Origin of the sequence: Colwellia sp. PAMC 20917 (genome assembly GCF_001767295.1) — a bacterium.
Classification (GTDB): Bacteria; Pseudomonadota; Gammaproteobacteria; order Enterobacterales; family Alteromonadaceae; genus Colwellia_A.
Genome location: NZ_CP014944.1, coordinates 901,199 through 920,362 on the forward strand (window position 1 = coordinate 901,199; position 19,164 = coordinate 920,362).

At 38.3% G+C, this 19,164-nt stretch carries 16 protein-coding genes; 6 read left to right on the forward strand and 10 right to left on the reverse strand.

The genetic code is table 11. The features are described 5' to 3' along the window. Positions 1 to 244: 244 nt before the first annotated feature. On the reverse strand, positions 245 to 928 hold the full coding sequence (locus A3Q34_RS03830; protein ID WP_070374145.1) for a glucosaminidase domain-containing protein: 684 nt from the start codon (positions 926 to 928) through the stop codon (positions 245 to 247). A gap of 222 nt (positions 929 to 1,150) precedes the next feature. On the opposite strand from A3Q34_RS03830, the gene A3Q34_RS03835 reads away from it, so the two are divergent. The 4 genes from A3Q34_RS03835 to A3Q34_RS03850 all read left to right on the forward strand — a co-directional run bounded on the left by A3Q34_RS03835 (position 1,151) and on the right by A3Q34_RS03850 (position 6,243). Continuing rightward, on the forward strand, positions 1,151 to 1,903 hold the full coding sequence (locus A3Q34_RS03835; RefSeq protein ID WP_070374146.1) for a substrate-binding periplasmic protein: 753 nt from the start codon (positions 1,151 to 1,153) through the stop codon (positions 1,901 to 1,903). Between the two features lie 381 nt (positions 1,904 to 2,284). Then, positions 2,285 to 4,153, forward strand: coding sequence for a glutathionylspermidine synthase family protein (locus A3Q34_RS03840; protein ID WP_070374147.1), 1,869 nt, complete (start codon positions 2,285 to 2,287; stop codon positions 4,151 to 4,153). A 64-nt stretch (positions 4,154 to 4,217) separates the two neighbouring features. After that, a complete protein-coding gene (locus A3Q34_RS03845; RefSeq protein WP_070374148.1) occupies positions 4,218 to 4,841 on the forward strand; it encodes a DUF502 domain-containing protein in 624 nt (207 codons plus the stop codon). Positions 4,842 to 4,971: 130 nt separating this feature from the next. Beyond that, positions 4,972 to 6,243: a flavohemoglobin expression-modulating QEGLA motif protein gene (locus A3Q34_RS03850; RefSeq protein ID WP_070374149.1), complete on the forward strand. Its 1,272-nt coding sequence runs from the start codon at positions 4,972 to 4,974 to the stop codon at positions 6,241 to 6,243. A 142-nt stretch (positions 6,244 to 6,385) separates the two neighbouring features. On the opposite strand, the gene A3Q34_RS03855 is transcribed toward A3Q34_RS03850, so the two are convergent. From A3Q34_RS03855 to A3Q34_RS03875, 5 genes are all read right to left on the reverse strand, one after another. After that, positions 6,386 to 7,837, reverse strand: a complete 1,452-nt coding sequence (locus tag A3Q34_RS03855) for a response regulator (RefSeq protein WP_083277886.1) — start codon at positions 7,835 to 7,837, stop codon at positions 6,386 to 6,388. A 169-nt stretch (positions 7,838 to 8,006) separates the two neighbouring features. Then, positions 8,007 to 10,382: an ATP-binding protein gene (locus tag A3Q34_RS03860; protein WP_070374150.1), complete on the reverse strand. Its 2,376-nt coding sequence runs from the start codon at positions 10,380 to 10,382 to the stop codon at positions 8,007 to 8,009. A gap of 331 nt (positions 10,383 to 10,713) precedes the next feature. After that, on the reverse strand, positions 10,714 to 11,478 hold the full coding sequence (locus A3Q34_RS03865) for a substrate-binding periplasmic protein (RefSeq protein ID WP_070374151.1): 765 nt from the start codon (positions 11,476 to 11,478) through the stop codon (positions 10,714 to 10,716). Between the two features lie 242 nt (positions 11,479 to 11,720). After that, entirely contained in the window at positions 11,721 to 12,623 is a 903-nt protein-coding gene (locus A3Q34_RS03870) for a radical SAM protein (RefSeq protein WP_070374152.1), read from the reverse strand. Positions 12,624 to 12,710: 87 nt separating this feature from the next. Then, positions 12,711 to 13,523, reverse strand: coding sequence for a crotonase/enoyl-CoA hydratase family protein (locus tag A3Q34_RS03875; RefSeq protein ID WP_070374153.1), 813 nt, complete (start codon positions 13,521 to 13,523; stop codon positions 12,711 to 12,713). Between the two features lie 95 nt (positions 13,524 to 13,618). On the opposite strand from A3Q34_RS03875, the gene A3Q34_RS03880 reads away from it, so the two are divergent. Then, positions 13,619 to 14,449 (forward strand): SDR family NAD(P)-dependent oxidoreductase, encoded by an 831-nt coding sequence (locus tag A3Q34_RS03880; RefSeq protein WP_070374154.1) that lies wholly within the window; start codon positions 13,619 to 13,621, stop codon positions 14,447 to 14,449. A 69-nt stretch (positions 14,450 to 14,518) separates the two neighbouring features. Further along, positions 14,519 to 15,043, forward strand: a complete 525-nt coding sequence (locus A3Q34_RS03885; RefSeq protein WP_070374155.1) for a VF530 family DNA-binding protein — start codon at positions 14,519 to 14,521, stop codon at positions 15,041 to 15,043. 39 nt (positions 15,044 to 15,082) lie between these two features. Here A3Q34_RS03885 and A3Q34_RS03890 read toward each other — a convergent pair whose 3' ends face one another. The 4 genes from A3Q34_RS03890 to A3Q34_RS03905 all read right to left on the reverse strand — a co-directional run bounded on the left by A3Q34_RS03890 (position 15,083) and on the right by A3Q34_RS03905 (position 19,103). Then, positions 15,083 to 15,844, reverse strand: a complete 762-nt coding sequence (locus A3Q34_RS03890) for a type 1 glutamine amidotransferase domain-containing protein (protein ID WP_070374156.1) — start codon at positions 15,842 to 15,844, stop codon at positions 15,083 to 15,085. Next, positions 15,837 to 16,703 carry a class I SAM-dependent methyltransferase gene (locus tag A3Q34_RS03895; protein ID WP_070374157.1) on the reverse strand — a complete coding sequence of 289 codons (867 nt, stop codon included), beginning with the start codon at positions 16,701 to 16,703 and terminating at the stop codon, positions 15,837 to 15,839. Before A3Q34_RS03895 ends, A3Q34_RS03890 begins: the two co-directional genes overlap by 8 nt. 135 nt (positions 16,704 to 16,838) lie before the next feature. Continuing rightward, complete coding sequence (glpK, locus tag A3Q34_RS03900) at positions 16,839 to 18,317, reverse strand: glycerol kinase GlpK (RefSeq protein ID WP_070374158.1); 1,479 nt, start codon at positions 18,315 to 18,317, stop codon at positions 16,839 to 16,841. Positions 18,318 to 18,551: 234 nt separating this feature from the next. Beyond that, positions 18,552 to 19,103, reverse strand: a complete 552-nt coding sequence (locus A3Q34_RS03905; RefSeq protein ID WP_070374159.1) for a methyltransferase domain-containing protein — start codon at positions 19,101 to 19,103, stop codon at positions 18,552 to 18,554. Positions 19,104 to 19,164 lie beyond the last annotated feature (61 nt).

Here is a 19,164-nt window from a genome sequence, read left to right on the forward strand (position 1 = left end):
CGATTAAATGCCTGTCGATTATCAGAATTATAAAGGGGAGCTAAGATATAAACTTTGCTGAAGTCTTTACGGGTAATGGGGATAACGTTGAGCAGGTATTATGCAGGATAGTAAAAATAAAATCGAGCACGATGAAGATAACGAACACCTACTTCAGCATACTTTAAATCAGCCTCTCTTGAGTGAACTACTCGGCACTTAAGTGCCGAGTTTTCTCAACGACATTGATAAATTTAAGCGTACTTTAGTCATAAGTATTAAATTCATTAAACTTTATAATAGAGGTTAATTCATCACCATATTCTGCACCCTTCTCAGAATAACGGTCTAACTTTTTAACTAAAGAGTAGGGATTATCAGTTTTTAGTCGCAATTCTCTAAACTTTTTAAAGGCGGCACTACGCCCAAGGGTTCGATAATAACCTCTTACCGAAGCTTTAATAGAAGGATATTTTTTTAACCAAATGGTTTTATCTCCCCTTTTTTTCAGTGCCGCGATTCTAGGTTCATCTTCATCGAATGACCAAACACCAAAAATATTATTAGCTTTATTAAAAAAACGAGAGGTTGCCCAAGCACTCTCCATTGCCGCTTGTGCAATAGCAATACTTTTAGGGTGAGGTTTAAGTGCCATTAACAGCTCGTTATCAGTTTTGGCTTTATATTCTATTTTCAGTTTTTCTATCATATCGTTATCACTACCTGACTTAAGTGACTCTGAAACGTCGAGATATTGAACCATAAGTTCATCATAAACTTCGTCTATTGCAGGAATAATTAAATTTTTAAAGCGAGCCTTTTTCTCTTGTACTGTCATTTTTGGCAAAGTAGTTTCATTGGCGCCATAGAAATAAATCGCTGTCGATGATAATAATATTAAGGGGATAAGTATCAATAATGTTTTTGACTGAAAAGCAGTTAATTTCATAGCAAGCCTTGTAGTTAGAGATAAATTGTTAAGAATAAAAAGCGGTTAACTTATCGGAAGTATAACATAAACGCCGCTAAAGCTTTAAAAGTAAAGTCACCTAGTTCAGCCGTCTCGTGTCAGCAAAAATTTACTTGTTTAATAAACACCTATGAAAAATTATTTTTCGTCTATTTTTCGTCTATACTTATTTTACTTATTTATTATCCTATTAACTAACATATGCCGCTAAAACTATTTTTATTAATCATCAGTTTGTTATTTACCCTGCCTTCCTTTGCTCAACAAAAAATCACTATTGCCTTTGGTGATGCTCTTGCACCTTGGGTAATGCCTGAAACTAACGACGGTATAATAATAACCTTAATAAGAGAAGCTTTAGCGCCAGCTGGCTATGAAGTAGAAGCCATTTATTATCCATACGCTCGCCGGATAACATCATTCAGAGCTAAGGATGTTGATGCGGCCTGTGACATGAACTTAAAAACAATGACCAAAGAAAACCTTACCGGTTTCTTATCTGATGAAGCTTATGCTTACGAAAATTTTGCCTTCGCATTAAAAAAGCATAATTATAAATTTACTCACCTCAATGAGCTAGCTTCATACTCTTTATTGTCTTGGCAAGGCGCCAAAACACATTTGGGTGGAGAGTATGCCGTAATGGCCAACAAAAACCCGCTTTATCTAGAGAATCATGATCAAGAATTACAGGTTAAAATGTTATATCTAGAACGTTTCGATATCATCCAGTTAGACCTACAAATATTTAAACATTACCGAGCTAAAATTCAAAAAGAAGGACAAATCAATACCCATTTATTAGTGGATAAGTTTCCACTCTTTGGAGCAAGCCCTAATAATATTCTTTTTCATGATAAAAAAGCCAGAAATGCCTTCAATAAAGGCCTTAAAGAGTTAAAAGCGAATGGTCGTTATGAAAAAATATTAGCATCGTATACCTTAGATAACTAGTGAGTTATTTACCAGTTATAGCCTAGCCTCGAAGGATGACAAACCCTTGGTGAAAAGTGTTCAACGTTTAGTGGTTTACACTAAGGGTTTGTCATCCTCATCTCAATTTTGCACAAATATGATATTCCTCCGCTATTTTATCTCCGTTCGCTTAAACAAAAATATTACAAGGTTAGCTTCATAGCTACTTATACTCTATATTTCACGTAAAAAAGACCGTTAGTTTAATCTGATCTTGACCAGAATATTAAGCTTAATGTAAAGTTAGATTAAATGAGCTTGTCGTTCATCTTAAGCATTATTTCACTCAACTATTTTAAAGGGCAATGCTATAGCGAAAGCAGTTTTTTTTACGCTAATAGCCACTAAAGTCTGGACTAAATGACTAAAATTAAAAACATACAAGATGTCTCTTTTGGCACACCTATCGGTATATCGATGGGCAATGTAACCGCTTATTCTAGCGATTATGATACCGTAGACCCATTAATCTATAAATCGCGTAGTCACTTTAGAAGCTATGTAGATGACATTTATATGGGACACAAATGGCAATGTGTTGAATTTGCTCGTCGATGGCTTTACACCAACAAAGGTTATATTTTTAACGATGTAGCTATGGCTTACGAAATATTTAATTTACGTTCCGTGAGAGATATTGTAAATAATAGCGAACTCGCCTTAAATGCCTTTGAAAATGGTGCAAAGAGATTACCTGAAGTAGGAAGTTTACTGATTTGGGATGAAGGTGGAGAATTTGAAGAAACGGGTCACGTAGCTATTATTACTGCAGTTTTTAACGATAAAGTGCATATCGCCGAACAAAATATGGCCTTTGCACCTTGGCCAAATGGGCAAAACTATTCGCGTGAAATAAAAGCAAAATTAGGCAGTAACGGCGACTACTGGCTGCACTGCCCTTCTGATGGGTCAACCATTTTAGGGTGGTTAATACAAACTGATGATGAAACAGATGCACTGATTTCTTCTCTGCCAGAACCCGCAGTGTTTAATATTGAAGCTTGTAATGCGCCAGCACAAAATAAAGCCAATACCCCTTGGTTAAACCTCGCCAATGACGACGAATATGCATTTTTTCAAATGATGGCTGGCCATAGACTGTCATGTGATGATGCAAGCGCTTTACGCTATTACCGTATATCCCCCCAAGCTCATTTAGCACTCGAAACGGCCACAGATGAACTGCATCAAATGTTTATGCATGCTACCGATTACGTGCTGGAACATCCAGAGCTGTTGGAAAAATTTGGCTTACCCAAAAACCTAAATGAAAAAATTAAGCGCTCATGGTCTAACCGCGCTAATCAATTAGTAACAAGCCGTTTTGATTTTTCAATGTCTGAACATGGCTTAAAGGTCTACGAATATAATTGTGATTCGGCATCATGCTATATGGAGGTTGGAAAAGTACAAGGTAAATGGCTAAAACACTTCCAAGTAAAAGGAGGTACTGATGCAGGCACAGCCTTATTTAGCCATTTAGTCAAAGCTTGGCAAGCTCGTGCTATCGACTCCGTTATTCATATATTACAAGATGATGACCCCGAAGAAACCTATCATGCACTCTTTATGAAAAACGCCATAGAAGCGGCGGGCCATCAATGTAAAATATTGGTAGGGATTGATTCATTAACGTGCAATAAAAATAATGAAATTGAAGATTCAGCCGGCATAAAGATTCAATGGATATGGAAAACATGGGCGTGGGAGACTGCACTTGACGAAATAAGAGCAAATCAAGATGATGTCATTAATAAAGCTCAGCATAATAAATCCAGTAAACCTAGCTTGTCTGACGTACTACTAAACGATAATATTATGGTTTTTGAGCCACTTTGGACACTTATTCCTAGCAATAAAGCGATTTTACCTGTGCTATGTATGCTATTTCCAAATCATCCCTACTTATTAAATACCAGCTTTGAATTAACAGATGAACTTAAGCAAACTGGCTACGTAAGTAAGCCAATCGTTGGCCGCTGTGGTGCAAATATAAAGATAATAGATGAAAACAAGCAAGTGATTGCCGAAAAGCCAGGTAATTTTGAGACAAGAGATCAAATCTACCAAACATTGTTCCCCTTGCCCTATGTCGAGAATAAATATGTGCAAGTTTGTACTTTTACCGCAAATGGCAATTATGCCGGTAGTGGTGTAAGAGTGGACTCGTCTATGATTATTGATAAAGATAGTGATTGTTTAGCATTACAATGTAAACATGACGTATAAAAAGAGTTCTTGCGCTAACATTCAGCATATCTGCGCTTATTTCAACCGTATCTAGGATATTAACTTGCAATTATTAAGTATATTAAAAAATATTAAAAACTTTTTATTAACGGCATTTATTGGTGGAATGGTTATATTATTGCCCGTTGTTATTGTCTTTAAAGTCGCTTTTTGGCTATTAAATTCACTTTCAATGGCCTTTGAACCGATATCTACTTTTTTCTCAACACAATTTGTCTCTCACATCCCTTTAGCTGAAATTCTTGCGTTTACTGCCGTATTTTTATTGTGTTTTATCATAGGAGTACTCGTACAAACAGTATGGGGACGCTATGTTCATGGCCAATTAGAACAACGCTTACTTGTTCCTATTCCTGGCTATACGCTAATAAGAGATATACTGAGCCAGTTTAAAAATAAAGATGGTGGTTCTTTTACGCGCCCAGTAATGCTTAAGGCATTTCAATCTGAACAATTAGTTTTGGGCTATATTACTGACGAATTAGAGGATCATTTTGCGGTATTTGTGCCGACCAGCCCTAGCCCATTTAATGGTTTTGTTATTTTTGCTCCTAAAGCAGATGTTAAACACATTGAAGGCAGTGCTAAAAGCGTGATGAACTTAATCGTCGGCTGTGGTGTTGGCTCAGCCAAAACATTAACAAAAGATCATTTTAAAACCCCTTAACTTTACCATGTGTTAATGCGCCAATTTACAGAGTAAAACCAATAAGATAACAATTTACTTTTGGTGCTAACGCAATTTTTGTGAGTTAACTCAGTAAGTAACTCGTAATGACTATGGAATTTAAAGACCCATGAATACATTAGAAGTGGAAAAAGAACGGATTTGTCAGATAAGTTCTATTCTATACAGCGCTAGCCAACCGATTAGAATACTCACCCATTTAGAATGGAACAGAGATATTAAACAGCAATTCTTTGCAGATAAGTGCAAAGAGCTACCTAAGGTTAACTACCCTACTTTTGATCCCAGTAAAACCTTAAGTTTAGTGAGTGACGCTAGAAGCTTGATGGGTAATTCAGACATAGATGAATGGCTAAAGCGTATTTCAACTAAGCTTGAATATGGTGCTCTGATGATGGGTTCGGTAGGCACTAAAAAGTTTTATGAATTTTCTGAAGCGCTTTACGGTAAACCTACTAACCCATTTACTGACGGTAAATCAACACCGCTTGAGTTAGCGAATATTTTTGACAAACAAATTAGTAGTTATGCTAGTTACAACTTTGGTAGTCCACCACCTATGTGTTATCTAGCTTCAGATATCGCTGAGCAAATGCAAGCAGCCGTGACTAAAATGTTTGGTTCAGATGCGCCAAAAGTTGAAGTGGTTGACGAACTATCTGCCAACGCGCTAGCAAACCCAAAGTTAATACGAATTAGGAAGACAGCCTGTTTTACTGATCTTGACGCGCAGCAACTCATTAATCATGAAGCCCATATTCATGTTGCCACTTCGATTAATGGACTTAATCAGCCGCACCTTAAAATATTAGCCGCTGGTCATCCTGGGACCACTAAAACACAAGAAGGCTTGGCGGTATTTTCTGAATATATCACTAATTCTATCGATTTAGATAGACTGCGCAGACTAGCTGACCGTATTATCGCGATACAAATGTCGATTGAAGGCGCAGACTTTTTAGAAGTGTATGACTACTTTTTAGGTCGTATTGGCAATGAATCACAAGCTTATGAAAATACTCGGAGAGTTTTCAGGGGGGGTGTTTTAACTGGCGGCGCGCCCTTTACTAAAGATGGTGTTTACTTAGAAGGACTTATCCGCGTGCATAATTTCTTAAAAGCTATCGCCGCTAATGGCCGAGCAGATTGTCTTAAGTTATTATTTTGTGGAAAATTAGATATTGAAGACATTCCTGTACTATACAAATTAGAGGAAATGGGGCTATGTCAACCCGGTAAATACTTACCACCATGGGTTGAAGACGCACGCTATTTGTTAGCTTACTTAACCTGCTCTGAGTTTCTCAATAAAATGGATATGCCTAAAGTTTATAGCCATTACGATGAGTTACTGGACAGCATTCCAAAAACGTTCAATTAATGCTGCGGTTTAGTAACAAGCCCTAACTGCCATCAAACTTTAATGCAATAGCGGCTAAAGCCGTGATTTAACAACAGGTCCTAGCTGTCATCATGCGATGGCGGCTAATGCTGTTGTTAAAACAGCGTTACTTATACAAAGGTTAGTGGTCGTCTTTATATTTTTCATAGACCTTTTCAAAATTTTCTGAATGTGCGGCAAAAGCGGCAAGCACCCTAGGGTCAAAATGCTCTGGCATGGTTCTGCCATCACCTTCAATAATTATTTTTACTGCCTTTTTATGACTAAAAGCAGGCTTGTAAGGGCGTTTTGAGCGCAGCGCATCATAAACATCACACAACGCCATTATACGAGCAGGTAATGGAATATCTTCACCAGATAGACCACTAGGATAGCCAGTACCATCCCATTTTTCGTGGTGATTTAATGCGATTTCAGCGCCCATTTTGATAAAAGGAGAATCTCCCTTTTGCAGAATTTTTGCGCCAATAGCACTATGCGAGTTCATGGTCTCACGCTCTTGAGGTGTAAAAGGCGTTGTTTTGAAAAGAATAGCATCTGATATACCAATCTTACCAATGTCGTGCATCGGGCTCGCATAAAACAATGCTTTATTCATTTTTTTACTCAGACCAAGCAATCGTCCTAACAGATATGAATAGTGTGCAATACGGCGCACGTGTGCCCCGGTTTCCTCATCCTTAAATTCAGCAGCGCTGACCATAGTGATGATAGTTTCCTTATAAGCACTTTCAAGCTTAATCGTACGTTCTTTAACCTTATCTTCAAGTTTATTGTTGTAGTCTGAAAGCAGATCGCTGTAATCCTTTAAGCGCAACATATTCCTGACCCGTAATATAAGTTCAGCTCGGTCGATTGGCTTAGTAAGAAAATCATCAGCGCCTACTTTAAGTGCTGTCAATTTAGCCGCATGATCATCTATCGAGGTCACCACAATAATTGGAATATACATGGTCTCAGGATTAAGTTTTAACCTTTCTGCAACTATATTACCATTTAGCCCAGGCATCATAATGTCGAGTAGAATTAAATCCGGTGGGTCTTGCTCAACACTTTTTAACGCCTCTTCCCCCCCGTTAACTGTCTGAATAAGATAGCCTTCATATTCGAGCATCACTTTAAGAAGTTCTCGATTGAAATGTTCATCGTCAACAATAAGGACTTTTCTGGGACGATTAGTCATATCGATTTTCCTGTTAAGGGATTGAGGTTGTATTACATGTTTTTCGACTGCTGCCCACAATACTTTATAACGCAAGGGTTTAGATATATAGTCATCGCAACCTGCAGCCAAACACAGTTCTTCATCTCCACTCATTGCTAGAGCAGTTAACGCGATAATAGGTATAGACTTTGTCACAGGAGATGCCTTTAGCAATACCGCCGCTTCTAAACCCGACATACCCGGGAGTTGTACATCCATCAGGATCAAGTCTGGCGATTCTGTTCGACTTATACGCAAGCCACTTTGCGCATCTTTTGCTTGTATAACGCTATGACCCGCTTTTTCAACTAACAAAGTGGCGAGCTCCATGTTCATCGGGTTGTCTTCAACAATTAATATGCGAGCCATTTCATTTCCCCTTACTGCGTTTACCTAAAGCTCACTAAGCTGAAGTACTCACTATTTATCTATTCACGTAATCTTTGGCCATACCGCTAAAATATTAACCTAGAGCATATTTATTCTTTAATGATAAATTAACGCGCCCTTTTATATTCAGTCTTTCTAGGAGTCCAGTTTAACTGTCTTTTTCTAGCGCTAAATTTACCAGTACCGAAGCGCTCTTCTCAACTTCAGTAATAAAGGGCAACTCATGCTCTTTAACCAAGTTACGGTCAATATTCTCATCTTTTATTTGTATGGGTGGGTTAACTGAAAGAGAAACGCCTTTAACGCTGACATCACGCCATGGTATCCACACTTTAAAACAAGCACCTTTATCTTCTGCGCTCGATACCGCCATAAATCCACCATGCAAATGAGCAAGTGCTTTCACCATAACTAAACCCAGCCCAGTGCCACCAAATTTTCGGGATAGGCTACTGTCTATTTGGGTGAAGGGTTGAAAGAGCTTATTTAAATTATTCTCAGAAATACCTATACCGGTATCATGTACCGTGATTTCTAAAAACTCATCAAAGGTGGTTTCAACATCATCAACTTCATTAATTAGTCGAGTTTTCCATGAATTATCTTCGGTGATCATAATCGCGTTAGCGCGAACAGCATGGCAAGCAGAAAGAATAATGGTGCCACCTTGTGGCGTAAACTTAACAGCATTAGATAATAGGTTGTAAATAATCTGCTTGAGTTTGCGCCCATCGCATTGCATAAAACCTAAATCTGCTTGCACATCCTCAATTAATTCGATATTTCGCGATAACGCTTTCTCTTTTATCATAGAAGTACAGTCATGCAATAAGCTGGTCAATTGAAATGTCTCTATATCGAGGATCATCTTACCCGCTTCTACTTTCGAGAGATCAAGCACATCGTTGATTAGCGAAAGCAAATGCTGACCACTTTCAAAGATATTGCCAATATATTTACTTTGCTGTTGGCTAAGTTCCCCCACCAAGCCATCTCTAATGACTTCTGAAAAACCTATAATAGCATTAAGTGGCGTACGTAATTCATGAGACATACTGGCCAGAAATTCGCTTTTCATTTGACTAGCGTGACGTAAAGCTTCACTTTCAGCACGCAGTTGCTCACTTTGTCGCTGCTCACTGATGTCTCGAGTAACTTGGGCGAAACCAAGCACTTTGTTATCAGTGCCATTTATCGCGGTTATAACCGTATTGGCCCAAAAGCGTGTGCCATTTTTACAGATTTGCCAGCCATTTATCTCAAAACGGCCGAGCTCTCTAGCGACCTGTAATTCTTTTTGTGGTTGACCTGCAATTATTTCTTCATGGGGATATAAGCAAGAGAAAAACTCTCCAAACACATCAGCAAAGGTATAACCGGTAATATATTCAGCCCCCTTATTCCATGAGCTAATATGCCCATCGGCATCAAGCATTATAATGGCATAATCACGTACACTTGAGACAAGAAGTCGAAGCGACTCTTCACTCTTTTTTAATTGCTTATCTGCTTGAAATTTGGCTAGTTCTGAAACCAAAGCACGCCGAACGTACAACCAAGTAGCGAGTGACACCACCATAAATAATATGCCTCCCATCCAAAGTAGCTGTCGAGCACGTCTATAAATTGGCGCATAGACTTCTGCTTCATCAACTTTTGCCACCATGCCCCAATTCATTCTAGGGATCTGCGCTAAATAGGAAATAACCGGTATGTTTTGATAATCTACACCACGAAAGAAACCTATTTTGCCATTGACAGCATTCGTACCCGGGATATCTTCTTGGTTAAGTGGAATAGTCATACTAAGCAATAAGTCTTTCTTACGACGTACCTCATTAAGGTACAATGCCTTACCGCTATCTCTGCGTACCAGTAAGGTTTCTGCACTCAGGCGAGCAACTGGCCAAGCATCGAGCATAGGAAATAGAAACTGCTCTGGATGAATACTAAAATAAAGTACACCAATGATCTGACGATCGCCTTTACTTTCAACAAATAAAGGCACTAGCATCGCCATTTTTAGTTTATCTTTTTGCCCTAGGTTAATCTCACCAAGTATCATTTCTTCAGCGCCAATAACGTCTATGGCCTGCTCTGTTATCGACTCATCGTTTGGGCTCATTGTTAAGCTGTTAGTCGATAATATTACCTGACCTGCTAGGTTGAGCAGCGATAAGGCAGCATATTTATTATTGTCTTCAATATTTTCAAGGCGCTTTAGAATATTATCACGGTCAGCATTATCGAGTGCGCCAGCACGTAACCACTGTTCCAGTAGAGTGGTAAAATAATAATCTTTACTGATAATACTGGCATCACGTTCAAGTCCGTCAAGCCAATATTCGATTCGTTCGACTTTTAGATTAGCAATGCTGGCGAGGTTATCTTCGCTGCGTTCAAGAATGATATTTTTTTGATATTGAAATATTATCAGTCCAGTCATAATGATGGACAAAGCGAAGGCCATAAGTAAGATAAAGGGCTTAACCGAAGCGTTTGGGAACCGCGTATCAACATTCATAGTATCATCCAGTCTTTTTGACAGAATTTTGAGTACTATCAGCTTGTAAAATAGCAAGTAAGGTAATATTCATTCCTGGTGTAATGGCAAGGGTTAGTGTTAAGTCCGTTCACCTAACATCAATTCAGTATGGCTTTTTATCGATAGATAGCAAGGTTTTATTTATAGCAACACCGGCCATGAAAAGAGCTCTAATTTAAGAAGAATAACAACTACATTTTTGTTACACAAAGTTAACAAAGTCACTAGTTTTAATAACTTATGAATAAACCTGCCAAGTTAAGGTTTGATAGCGTCCTCAATAGACAAGACACTTAATATAGCCAATTCATTAATACTCAGCTTGGGGTAAAGCATAAGTAGCTTTAATCGCTAACCGTTGCGGTGCAATATCCTCGAAGGCCTTTTGATATAGTGCTATCACGTCATTGGCTGTGTTTATATTAAAAGCCAAATAATTACCTACCTTATTGACCTGCCAGACCTGTTCATAATCAGTTTCATCAAAGCCAAGTTGTTCTGCTAGATGAGCGAAACCATGTATAGAAATAACAATCATGTCGACGCGATCTGATTGCATCATTAAAAACGCTTGTTTTAAGGAGGAGACTTTTGCCAAGTTAGAGGAAGGAAAGCCCACTTGATAAAGTGAGATTTCTGAAATATCGCCTTCTACGGTGGCAACTTTACGGTAAAAAACTTGCCCTAAATTTGCGAACTCAAAGTTTTTTGATTTTTTGGCCATTAGTACATGAGTCGAGTGAAAAATAGGCCCAACCCATTTAAATAAACGTTCGCGAGCTTGAGTTCTAGAAACGGTAAACAAAGCAGTGTTGGCTTTATCTAAGGTAAATCTATAGCCACGTGCCCAAGGAACAACCAGAATCTCTTGTTCTACAATGTCTAAATGTTTCCATAATGCTTTTAAGGTCTCTACTGAAATTCCCTTAAGCTTATCATTAACTAAATAATTAGCAGGTGGATAGTTTTCAGTATAAAAAGTAATATTTTTTGTTGGCGATAATTGTTGAAGTGCTTGCAGCGGAGCAATCACAATAAAAAAGAGTAAAATAGACTTAATAACAAATTTATTCATTGAAACTGAATCCTCCACCACGATAAAACAAAATCAACAGACTTTATTATCAATTAACGTCAACCTTATTTATAGTCAATATATCTGCCCATATCAACGTTATTGATGGTGGACGAAGCTATGTGCTGTAAATAAAGTACGGACTACATTTATCAGCTGACTATAAAACTATAACTAACTTAACATATTGTTTGAGTTTATTATTTTAATTAGTAACTTTTTTAGTGTCCGGGTATTACTCGCTATAATCCTCGTTGCCATTCTTGACGAAGCGGAATTTCTGTAGAATTCGCTAATGCCATTTTCACCGTATTAACTAGTTTCTCTTTATCTTTACCTAAAATGCCCTTTAAAACTAAGTAATTTGAAGCATGATCAGACCTAAAGATAGTTTTTTCTAATTCCAGCGAGGATAACAATGTTGCCATTTCAATAAATAATTCTTGCTGACTTAACAGTCGATAGGGTTGATATTGTCGGTCAGTAAAGTTTTTAGCAAAACGTTCTTGCCCTAAAGGGAAGCTAACCACGAGTGTCGATAAATAGTCGGGTTGTGCTTCATTCATTAATTTAGCTGAGTTAACGGCATGCTGTTTGGATAACTCAGGTCCGCCAAGTCCATTTAAGATCATCACTGAACTTTTAATACCTGCTTGCTTAATTTTGTTAAGCGCAATTAAAGAGCTTTGATAGGTTTCGCCCTTGTCAATTAATTGTAAGACCTCATCGTCACCGCTTTCACAACCAACATACAGGAGAGACAAGCCTAACGCCTTTAACTCGGCTAGCTGTTCAACGGTTTTATTACTGACGTTTCTTGGTAGACAATAACTTGCAACACGAGTGACTTGCGGAAAATATTGCTTTATTAGCTCAAGTATTTCTTTCAAGCGTTTAAACGGTAACATCATTGCGTCACCGTCGGCTAAAAATACCCGACCAACCGGTAAGCCTGAGTCGACAACTTTAATTATCTCTTCTTCAATCAATGCGACTTTTTTCGGTTTAAATTTTTTGTTTTCGGCCGTATACATTTCACAAAAAGAACAATTATTCCAAGAGCAGCCATTGGTAACTTGCAAAATAAGGCTCTTCCACTCACTCGGCGGACGAAAAACTGGCTCTATATATTCAAGGGGATACATTCGTTACTCACTTTTTAGATCACTTTAGCTAGCTACACATCATCGAAAAACAATCGTAAATTTAACCTGAAAATATTCAGTTAAATTTTACGACCAATCACTTCTATCTTTGAAGTCTTTCGCTTCACTGGTGCTATGGGTTTGATTGTAGGTTTTTATCTTTTGATTTTTACCTAACATAACCTTTAATTGATAATAAGTTTCGCGAGCTAAAGTAAAACGGTCACTGCGCCACCAAACATGATTATAAAGTTTTTTAACACCTGCAACCGCATCCGGTGATTGCTGGCAAATTTTCTCTGCTAAACTTTTTGCTGACATTAAGGGATCTGCACAAATATCGGTAATTAACTTGAATTCAAGCGCTTGCTGCGCAGAAATTTCTTGACCAGTCATCGCCAACAACTTGGCTTGATCTGCTGGTAAGTGTTCTTTAAGTGCCAAAGTGCCGCCCATATCTGGAATGAGTCCCCACCTCGCCTCTAAAATAGATAAAGTAGCGCTGGGCTCAACAAAGCGAAAATCGCCACCGAGTGCTATTTGTAAACCGCCCCCCCAAACTCTGCCATGTAATGCCATGATCACCGGAGCAGGAATTTTACGCCAGCCCGTAGATACACGTTGTGCTAAATTTGATTGACCGGGTAACCATTTAAACAAGAGTTTAAAGATATTAACCGGCGCTTTCATCACAGACTTAACATCTAAACCACTACAAAAGTCGACACCTTTACCATGAACAATTACTGCTCGCAGTGATTTATCTTTCTGTAATTGTTTAATAATTTTATCAAGTTGATAAAACATCGTCATATTAATAGCGTTATGTTTATCTGCACGATTAAGGGCAACATAAGCAATGTTGTTTTCGATAGTTAACAATACGGTTTTTTCTGGCATACTTACCTCTGGTTAGACCAGAATAAAATAACCTTGTCGACATGAGATGTAAATAAATAAAACAAATAAAAACAAATGAAACTGGAAGCATAAAGATGGAACATTATTTTCAAGGTAAAACAGTTGTTATTACCGGTGCATCTGCAGGTGTCGGTGCAGAAACTGCCCGAGCCTTTGCCAAATTGAAAGCTAATTTGGTTTTAATAGCGAGAGGACAACAAGCACTCGACGAGATTGAAAAAGAACTCAGTGTTGAAACTTCGGTGTTAACGATCAAGATGGATGTCGCTAATTCAGCTGATTGCCAAAAAATGCTAGAGAGTGCTCAAGAAAAATTTGGCAGTATTCATTATCTTATTAATAATGCTGGCTATCATCAGCGCGGTAATGTTGAAAATAATACCGCTGAACAATTAGCAAAAATGGTCGATGTAAATTTACGTGTGCCAATAGTACTGTCGGCATTAATTTTACCTTATATTCGCAGCAGTATAACTAATGGCGGCTTTGGCGGCATAGTTAATGTGGGTTCTTTAGCTGGTCGAACACCCTTACAAGGCGCTGCAACCTATTGCGCAACTAAGTCTGGGCTGCGTGCATTTACCTATGCCCTTGCTGATGAATTAAGCGGTTCGGGGATTAGTATTGGTTTGGTTTCTCCGGGGCCAATCAATACGGGCTTTATTATGTCTGAAATAGATAAAGTAGAAGACATCGTATTCTCTCAACCGATGAGCAGTCCAGAGCAAGTCACTGAGGCAATAATCAGCGTAGCTAAAGGTCAGCAAATCGAGATTTCATTACCTCGTTCGAGCGGTTGGTTAACCACTGTTTCTTACCTATTTCCTTCACTAAGACGCTTTATAAGGCCGGCACTTTATAAAAAAGGTCGAAAAGCAAAAGAGCGTTATCGAAACAAAAAATAATAAAGGCAAGTACATTGTCCGCATATCCGTATATAATATGGCTATAACTGTTTAGTAAAAAAGAATCTCATGACGCTAGAAGACGAACAACTCAATAATCCCTTGCACGGGCTTAAATTAGATACACTTTTAAATGAAGTGTATGATCATTATGGTTGGGAAATTCTAGCGGAATATACCAATATTAATTGTTTTAAAAACAAGCCTAGTATTGAATCTAGCTTAAAGTTTTTGCGTAAGACCGAGTGGGCACGTGAAAAAATGGAACGTTTTTATTTATATCAATTTAAGAACTTACCTAAAGCCGATGATGAACAATATGAAATTCCACCGCGTCTGCGAGTGATACCAGCACGCCAGAAACCTAAAGACCCTGCCGTACTCATTTTAGGACAAGCCCCTATCCCGACAATCAGATCATCGAATTTTTCTGATAACAAACCTTCATCACAAGGTCGAGATAGCAGAAGTAATAGCAGTAAGGGGAGCTATAAAGATAAAAGTGAACAGGGCTTTGCTCGTCGAACAGAAAAACCTGAACGTTCAAAGCCAGCTAATGCATCTTCAAACCCTTACTCGGATTCTCCTAAGTAACATCAATATAAGCATTCAAGTGACAGATTTACTGCAAGGTTAATCTGTCAACATATCAATAAATTTCAAACTAAAATTATAAATATCTCCAGGCCATCGCGCCGATAAGTAGTTTCTATCTTTGACGATAAAGCCACGTGACAAGTGCTGTAAATCATCACGAGCTATTGGCAAACTGCCGGCAACAAACTGAGTTTTACTGGCAAGTGCTGCCACTAATTCATCTTCTGTGGTTGTTTCTGGATACGTTAAATAATAATCATCTAACCAAAGTCGAGTTAATTGGAAAGCCATAAGCTCTTGACGCTTTAATAGCCCGGTACATTGATAATTATAGATGACCGATTTTTGACTTTTAGGATCAATACTTCTTGCTGGAATTAATACGCCATGACAAACAGCCGCGACGGGTTTATTTTCATTAAAAAAATCAACCACCAATCTTTGCAATACCTCTGATTCTAAATATTCTTTTACCCCTTTGTCATGCCCACCCGGTAATAATAATCCATCGAAGTCACTGGCTTTGACATCGGTGTAAGATAAAGGCTTATTAAATTCAGCTGATTTTTCCAGTTGACGATAGGCATTTATTGCATCTTGTCTAGCCTGTAATAAGGGTTTGAGCAAACCCAAACTTTTTCCAGTCAGCATAATATCGTCGGCCGTCGCGACCTTGCCATCAGGCGTTATAAAGGTCATTTCAACCTGCTGTTCTTTTAGCAATAACCAAGGAATAGCAACTTCTGAAGGATCGCAACCATAGCGAGGTAGCGGGATCAGTACTTTTTTGTTATGCATCTTTATTACCCCTATTTAAGATTTCTTTGTCAGCCTGTTCTTGTTGCAAGAAATAAGTCCATTGCTGCTCGTAGGCAAACATTTGCTGATGTTTCTTAGTGGCTAAATGCATTTGCTTGTCGTGCTCTGTGGCGAAAGCGCCTGTATGACAAGCTAGGCATTTTTTATCTTCAGGCACCCTACTTTTGCGGTTATAGGTTATATAGTCATCGCTGCGAGCATCAAACATCGCTTTACAGTTTTCTAAAGACGCTTCGCTGTATATATAAGTTGTACCTTGAGTTGATTTAACATGTTTATCTCTGTTTACATTCCTGACTTTATAATCTGGAAATTTAGTAATATCAAAGAAAAAACGACCAATATAGTTGATATCTGTATTAGTGATTAACGCTTTTTCAATATTCCATTGCAGATAAGGTTTAACATTCTTTGATGTGATCAACGCAAGTTTTGCACCATTTTCATCAAGAAAGTATTGAAAGCAGTTCAACAAATATTTTCTCAGTAAAGCTCTGTTTAAGGTATTAACACTTAATTGTTGGCACTGAGCTTGAAAAGCTTGTTCAGAAGGAAAAGCGGGTAATAATGGAAATTGAAAGATCACCAAATCAAATGATTTTTTAGCTAACGTCCCCCAAGTATTTTCATCAGTAACGTCAAAATCAGTGATGACTTGGCAATTGTCCTGCTGTAACTGCTGATAATAAACATCACCGTACTTTTCCTGTAAACAAGCCATGCTGTCATAGATGGTTGCTGTCAGCTGCTGCGGTTGATGATGTTTTAGTAAGGAGGCAGAAAAAGATAAGTCGCCATCACCAACCGTTAAAACACGCCATTTGGGATCAATATACATAATGAGATTTATAGAATAATAAAATTAGCATTGTATACCCGTTAACGTGTAAAGGGCAGAATTTCAGTGACAATTAAAGTCACAATAACAATCGCTAGCTTTTGCCTAAATTGATAACTACTCGCAAGTAAGGTACTAGCTTTTTACTTTACTTACGGCATCTTGCCATTGCGCATAAAGACGATTTTTTTTCTGCTCGCTGATTTGTGGTTTAAAACTTTTTTCACAGCGCCACAAGGTTGATAATTGATCAACCGAGGAAAAGACGCCTGCTTGTAAGCCGGTTAAATAAGCAACGCCTAACGCTGTGGTTTCAACAATATCAGGGCGTTCAACTGTTATCGATAACATATCGCTGATAAAATTAAGCAACCAGTTATTTTCAGCCATGCCGCCGTCTACTTTTAAAAATGAGAGCGCTAAGCCATCTTTGGCCATGGCATTTTGTAAGTCTTTACTTTGAAAAGCAACCGACTGCAAAGCGGCAGAAATTATTTCATTTCGACCTGAGTCACGACTAAGGCCTGAAATAACAGCTCGGGCATTAGGATCCCAATACGGGGCACCCAAACCTGTGAATGCTGGGACTAAAAAAACACCATGCTCAACAACCGTACTTTCAGCAATTTTTTCACTGTCACTTGCTTTATCAATGATCTTTAATTGATCTCTTAGCCATTGAATAGTTGCCCCTGCCATAAAAATACTGCCTTCGATAGCGTAAGTAACGTCACCGTTTAAACGATAGGCAATAGTTGTTAGTAGCCGATTAGTTGACTTTAAAGCTTTATTGCCAGTATTTAGCATTAAAAATGCGCCTGTTCCGTAAGTACATTTCGCCATGCCCTCAGTAAAACAAGCTTGACCAAATAAAGCCGCCTGTTGATCGCCAGCCATCGCTAAAATAGGTATTTCACCATTAAATAAAGATGATTGCGTGACACCAAATTCAGCGGCGCAGTCCATCACGTCAGGCAACATACTTTTGGGTATTGAAAATAAAGCCAGTAATTCATCATCCCAACATTGTTGGTGGATATTAAATAACATAGTGCGAGAAGCATTAGTTGCATCGGTTTTATGGGATTTCCCCGCCGTTAATTGCCACAATAAAAAAGTATCAACAGTGCCAAAAAGTAACTGACCTGCGTCTGCTTTTTCTCTTGCGCCAGGTACATTATCCAATAACCAATTAATTTTGGTTGCAGAAAAGTACGCATCTAAAATTAAACCCGTTTTATCCATAATGCTATTTTTGATGTCTTGACAATCAATTGAATCACAAAAAAAAGCGGTACGTCTATCTTGCCAAACAATCGCATTGTAAATAACAGCGCCAGTATTTTTATCCCATACGAGAGTCGTTTCTCGCTGGTTGGTTATGCCAATACCTAAGATATCGCTAGCACTCAACTGGTTTTCATCTAGCACTTTTTGACAGGTACTTAAGACACTCTGCCATAGTTCGTTAGGGTTGTGTTCGACCCAGCCATCTTGAGGAAAGTATTGCGGAAACTCTTCTTGGGCACTCGCGTAACGTTCACCTTGGGTGGTGAACAATATCGCTCGTGAACTTGTCGTGCCTTGGTCTATTGATAAAAGGTACTTTGCCATAAAAAGAAAAGTCTCCGCTGAATGAATAAAGTTAAGCAGGTTAAACAGATCATGCCACGACTTGCGCTATGGCTTGGCTATGATTACCCGTGTCTGAAATTGTTATCGCTTAAACATATTGATAAAAGATATTTTGCGATAAAAAATACTTTGCGGTAAAACAAAGCCGTCTGCGCTGAATGAATAAAGTTAAGCAGGTTAAACAGATTATGCCACAACTTGCTTGTTGAGCAATTATAAAGGTTTTCTCGCCACGACTTGCGCTATGGCTTGGCTATGATTACCCGTGTCTGAAATTGTTGTCCCTTCAAAAGAATGAATAATTTGCCAACCAGCAAAATGCTCAAGTAATTCTCCTTTTTTTAATAAGAAATCAGGGTTTTTGGGGCGACCAAGAAAAGCTTGTCCTAAGGTGAAGGTTTCATAAATAACGAGACCATTAGGAACTACTGCCGCTTTAATCTGCTCTATAAGTGGTCGGTGTAAGTAGCGAAAAACCATTACGGCACTATAACTATTTTCTACTAATGGCTGAGAAAACCTTTGTTCAAAGTCAATAAGCCAAAAGGTGGCTAATGTTGATTGATATTTATCTGCATCATGACTTATTGCTTGCTGAACATTCGCTAATGACTGCGTGTTAATATCAGCAAAAGTCACCGCTAAATTTTTCTCTAGGCAAAACAAACCATTCCTGCCATTGCCACAAGCCAGATCTAAGATGGGTAATGAATTTTCATGAGGGTTAAGTTCAGGTAAATATTTTTCTAGCAAGGAGGAATGCATAATTTTAGTTTTTTTGACTTTTTGCTATGAGTAATAAAAAAGGCTGCAATCAATTTGCAGC

Bases quoted from the DNA above. Each gene is read 5' to 3' on its own strand.
- A3Q34_RS03830 (WP_070374145.1), bottom strand. From the start codon at position 928: ATGAAATTAACTGCTTTTCAGTCAAAAACATTATTGATACTTATCCCC.
- A3Q34_RS03865 (WP_070374151.1), bottom strand. From the start codon at position 11,478: ATGAATAAATTTGTTATTAAGTCTATTTTACTCTTTTTTATTGTGATT.
- A3Q34_RS03840 (WP_070374147.1), top strand. From the start codon at position 2,285: ATGACTAAAATTAAAAACATACAAGATGTCTCTTTTGGCACACCTATC.
- A3Q34_RS03875 (WP_070374153.1), bottom strand. From the start codon at position 13,523: ATGCCAGAAAAAACCGTATTGTTAACTATCGAAAACAACATTGCTTAT.
- A3Q34_RS03895 (WP_070374157.1), bottom strand. From the start codon at position 16,703: ATGTATATTGATCCCAAATGGCGTGTTTTAACGGTTGGTGATGGCGAC.
- A3Q34_RS03885 (WP_070374155.1), top strand. From the start codon at position 14,519: ATGACGCTAGAAGACGAACAACTCAATAATCCCTTGCACGGGCTTAAA.
- A3Q34_RS03890 (WP_070374156.1), bottom strand. From the start codon at position 15,844: ATGCATAACAAAAAAGTACTGATCCCGCTACCTCGCTATGGTTGCGAT.
- A3Q34_RS03855 (WP_083277886.1), bottom strand. From the start codon at position 7,837: ATGGCTCGCATATTAATTGTTGAAGACAACCCGATGAACATGGAGCTC.
- A3Q34_RS03835 (WP_070374146.1), top strand. From the start codon at position 1,151: ATGCCGCTAAAACTATTTTTATTAATCATCAGTTTGTTATTTACCCTG.
- A3Q34_RS03860 (WP_070374150.1), bottom strand. From the start codon at position 10,382: ATGAATGTTGATACGCGGTTCCCAAACGCTTCGGTTAAGCCCTTTATC.
- glpK (WP_070374158.1), bottom strand. From the start codon at position 18,317: ATGGCAAAGTACCTTTTATCAATAGACCAAGGCACGACAAGTTCACGA.
- A3Q34_RS03850 (WP_070374149.1), top strand. From the start codon at position 4,972: ATGAATACATTAGAAGTGGAAAAAGAACGGATTTGTCAGATAAGTTCT.
- A3Q34_RS03880 (WP_070374154.1), top strand. From the start codon at position 13,619: ATGGAACATTATTTTCAAGGTAAAACAGTTGTTATTACCGGTGCATCT.
- A3Q34_RS03905 (WP_070374159.1), bottom strand. From the start codon at position 19,103: ATGCATTCCTCCTTGCTAGAAAAATATTTACCTGAACTTAACCCTCAT.
- A3Q34_RS03870 (WP_070374152.1), bottom strand. From the start codon at position 12,623: ATGTATCCCCTTGAATATATAGAGCCAGTTTTTCGTCCGCCGAGTGAG.